This window comes from Nitrosomonas communis, from assembly GCF_900114745.1.
Taxonomy (GTDB): Bacteria; Pseudomonadota; Gammaproteobacteria; order Burkholderiales; family Nitrosomonadaceae; genus Nitrosomonas; species Nitrosomonas communis_A.
In genome coordinates this window covers 1-3077 of record NZ_FOUB01000150.1, presented here as the reverse complement: position 1 = coordinate 3077, position 3077 = coordinate 1, and the positions used below count along the sequence as shown (strand labels likewise).

The 3077-nt window shown below is 37.8% G+C and carries 3 protein-coding genes; 1 reads left to right on the top strand and 2 read right to left on the bottom strand.

Features of this window, described 5'->3' with window-relative positions:
• A partial coding sequence (locus BM122_RS22045; protein WP_143083587.1) for an IS630 transposase-related protein occupies positions 1-147 on the bottom strand: 147 nt, incomplete at its 3' end.
• A 582-nt stretch (positions 148-729) separates the two neighbouring features.
• Between BM122_RS22045 and BM122_RS20860 the strand changes: the two genes are divergently transcribed.
• Positions 730-972: a transposase gene (locus tag BM122_RS20860; RefSeq protein ID WP_074907554.1), complete on the top strand. Its 243-nt coding sequence runs from the start codon at positions 730-732 to the stop codon at positions 970-972.
• Positions 973-1253: 281 nt separating this feature from the next.
• Here the strand turns inward: BM122_RS20860 and BM122_RS20855 are convergent, their stop codons facing one another.
• Positions 1254-1760 (bottom strand): hypothetical protein, encoded by a 507-nt coding sequence (locus tag BM122_RS20855; protein WP_074907551.1) that lies wholly within the window; start codon positions 1758-1760, stop codon positions 1254-1256.
• Positions 1761-3077: the final 1317 nt, after the last annotated feature.

The window sequence follows — 3077 nt, the reverse complement described above, 5'->3', positions numbered from 1 at the left end:
CCCTTGAGGTTTACGATGGATGTTCTTAACCCAACGCGTCACGCTCGCCACGCCAACATCAAACCGGGCCGCAACCTCGGCTATCGTAAGTCCTTCTTTCTCTCTGACAGACAGGACTTTACGGCGGATATCCAGTGAATAGGCCATCTCTAAATTATAATCAAAATTATCTGGTTTGGCTATAGTTACCCTAGGAAGTTGAAGCGCATAAAGAAAAATCAAGAAAAGTATAGTAGGAAATTAAAAGCAACTAACCTGTCCGCTCCTTAAAAATCTGACCGGCATTTTTAACTTTCTCTGAAACTCAGGACATTATCTGAAAGAATAAGAAAAACCTTCGAAACTAGGGAGTTCGACGGCCTATACGTTGCAGCAAATTTGACAAGAATAGAATCAACTATAGGTACTGCCTCGTGAAATTTTTATAAAAACCCATACTTCATAAACTTGAAGATAAAAAAGTAAAGTACATAAATATAAAACATAAAACACCATTCTCGCCAAAAATAAACGTACTAGCGCAATCTTAGTTCGCTTATAGCTTCGTTAAGCCTTGCCCGGTACGTTTTATGGTTGGGTAAAGATATCTACTTTGTTAACGTTTAGCCATCGCCTGTTCATTAAATAAATAAGGTAATCCCCCGGCTATGCCGGGGGACTATTAAAGGTTTGATCGTGTGATACGGTCACCGTGATTCTTTTAGCTTGATCAAGAGCTAGGAGAATCAAATGAGAGATTATCAGAGTTTGGCCCATACGACATGGGACTGTAAGTACCATATCGTATTTATTCCGAAAAGAAGGAAGAAAGTGATATTCGGAATGATACGAAAACACTTGGGAGGTGAAAATTTTTGGGCACGTGGTTATTTTGTATCCACGGTAGGATTAGATGAAGAGATGGTCAGAGAATATATCCAGCACCAAGAGAAAGAGGATGAGCACTATGATCAGCTCAAGCTTGGTATGTGATGCCACCTTTAGGTGGCTCCAATTCTTGCCCCTTTGAGGGGCTAACAGTAATAAGCCTCCGGCTTTGCCGGAGGTAATTTAACTGCGTGCTTTGAATTTAATCTTCCAGCACTGCCAAATGATCGAGCAATAATGATCCTTTTACACTTTTTCTTACGTCGAACTAACGTTATTTAGCCTGCTGCGAAAGGCAGGCTAATGGTAGATTTTTTGATGATTAAAGAATGCTTCCATTAACCTTGGCTTCATTCACTAAAAGATTAAGCAGATCATCACATTCATTAAGGCACTGGTATCGACATAGACTCTATACTTACATTGCTCAGTTCACCCGTGTCCGGATTAAAGGTGAAATTGAAATTAATATCGAGAGGCATAATCGGGCTGGGAGGAAATACCAGCAATAACGGCTCAGCAGGAAACTGGAGATCGAACCCAAAGATTATAGGTTTTGAAGGAAATGCAGGAAAAGTGACTCTGTTAGTTCCTGTTGCACTATACTCCTTTTTAGTAATGCTACCTACGCCCGATACATGATCAAGGTTAACGTGAATACGGACGGGACGTATGTGATCGGGTGGAATATCAGATAGTGGGACCGTTGTTACCACATTGGCCCGTCCACTGAGAGATACGCTATCAAACGAACCGTCATTCAGAGGCACCAAAACCGTCCCGGATAGCGGCACCTGTAGAGTCGATGTTCTTTGTAGTACAGCTTGTGCGGGTGTAGTAAAGTAGAGTAAAACGGCAAATAATGCAGGCAAATGAATTAATCTTTTTATCACTGTAACCTCCTTTAATTGCTGATTATCAAGTAATTACAAGGTTGGATATAACTTCTGCTTAATTACAAAAATTTAGCAAATAAAAAGGAAAAACGTAAAAGAAGATGACTTAATGTTTGCGCTCAATTCCCTGTTCCCAGTTAAAACAAAGAAAAGTGACAAAACTATTTCAGCTTTTTGTAGCCAAGTTAAGCTATAACGCCCAGGCAAGCAATAATACGTTTGTATACTTTTCTAGTAAAAATTGGTAAACAACAAACTCGCTAGATCGTTAAAGGTCTAGCGAGTGTTTTTTTGATATCAGTTCTTTTGTGCCAATTGGACAATCTGAATATAAGAAAACCTACCGAAGAAGAAATCCGTCGGGGCTTCTTACACTTTTCTAAATTTTAGGTTGATTCATGAAATACTACATCATGAAATACTTTTAACGGTCCTTATTTATGAAAGTTTAATCTTTTGCTATCTTCAAGCAGTATAGCAAAACCAGCTAAAAATGATTCCAAGAGTATTCTCATTGTCTCATCTAGCACAAAAGGGCATACGTCAAAGCACTGCGTAAACAATAAAACCAAACCGTTGAGATGCTCTTCAAATTCTATATATTCTGAATCATTCTTAACTAGTTACACTATACATAAGAAAACCCTCACAAAATAGGATGATATCTAGTGAGGGTTGTATTTCACATTAGAGAGATCCATGACAAATGTTACATCATGAAATACTTTTACCGGCATTTATTTCTGCAGCTTTAGGATAAAAAAAGGGTAGGGCGCAGATAAACATTCTCTCCAGAAATAATTTTAAAATTGTAATTTTCTGTAACAACCACCACATTATGAAACAATAAATCTACCAGACTATTGAAGGTCTAGCGGGTATTTACTTTTTGAACGTTTATCGAAAAATAAATATGTAAAATAATTGGTTAGCAAGCCTGACAAACGTAATAATTTTATTGCTTTACATCTAAAAGCAAGGAATATGTACTGGAACTATATAATTAGTTACTAGATTTAAAATTAGTATGGATAGATTAGTTGTAGATACTTTACGAAATATAGAGCATATACTTGATAGTCTCGAAGCATACGTGCCACATCCTGAAGCTGTGGAAGTCAACGGAAAGCGAACTCTTCGCTACAAAGAGAAAAATATATACCAGGCGATTGTTCAAAAGCTAGCACGAGTGGTAAGTGGTTTAAACGCTGCTTTAATGCGAATTAAGAGCTGAAATAGAAGCCAGTTCATCAATAACGTTAAACTATTGAGGAAGACACTACCCAACCTCAACCAATCAAAGTAACCAATGAA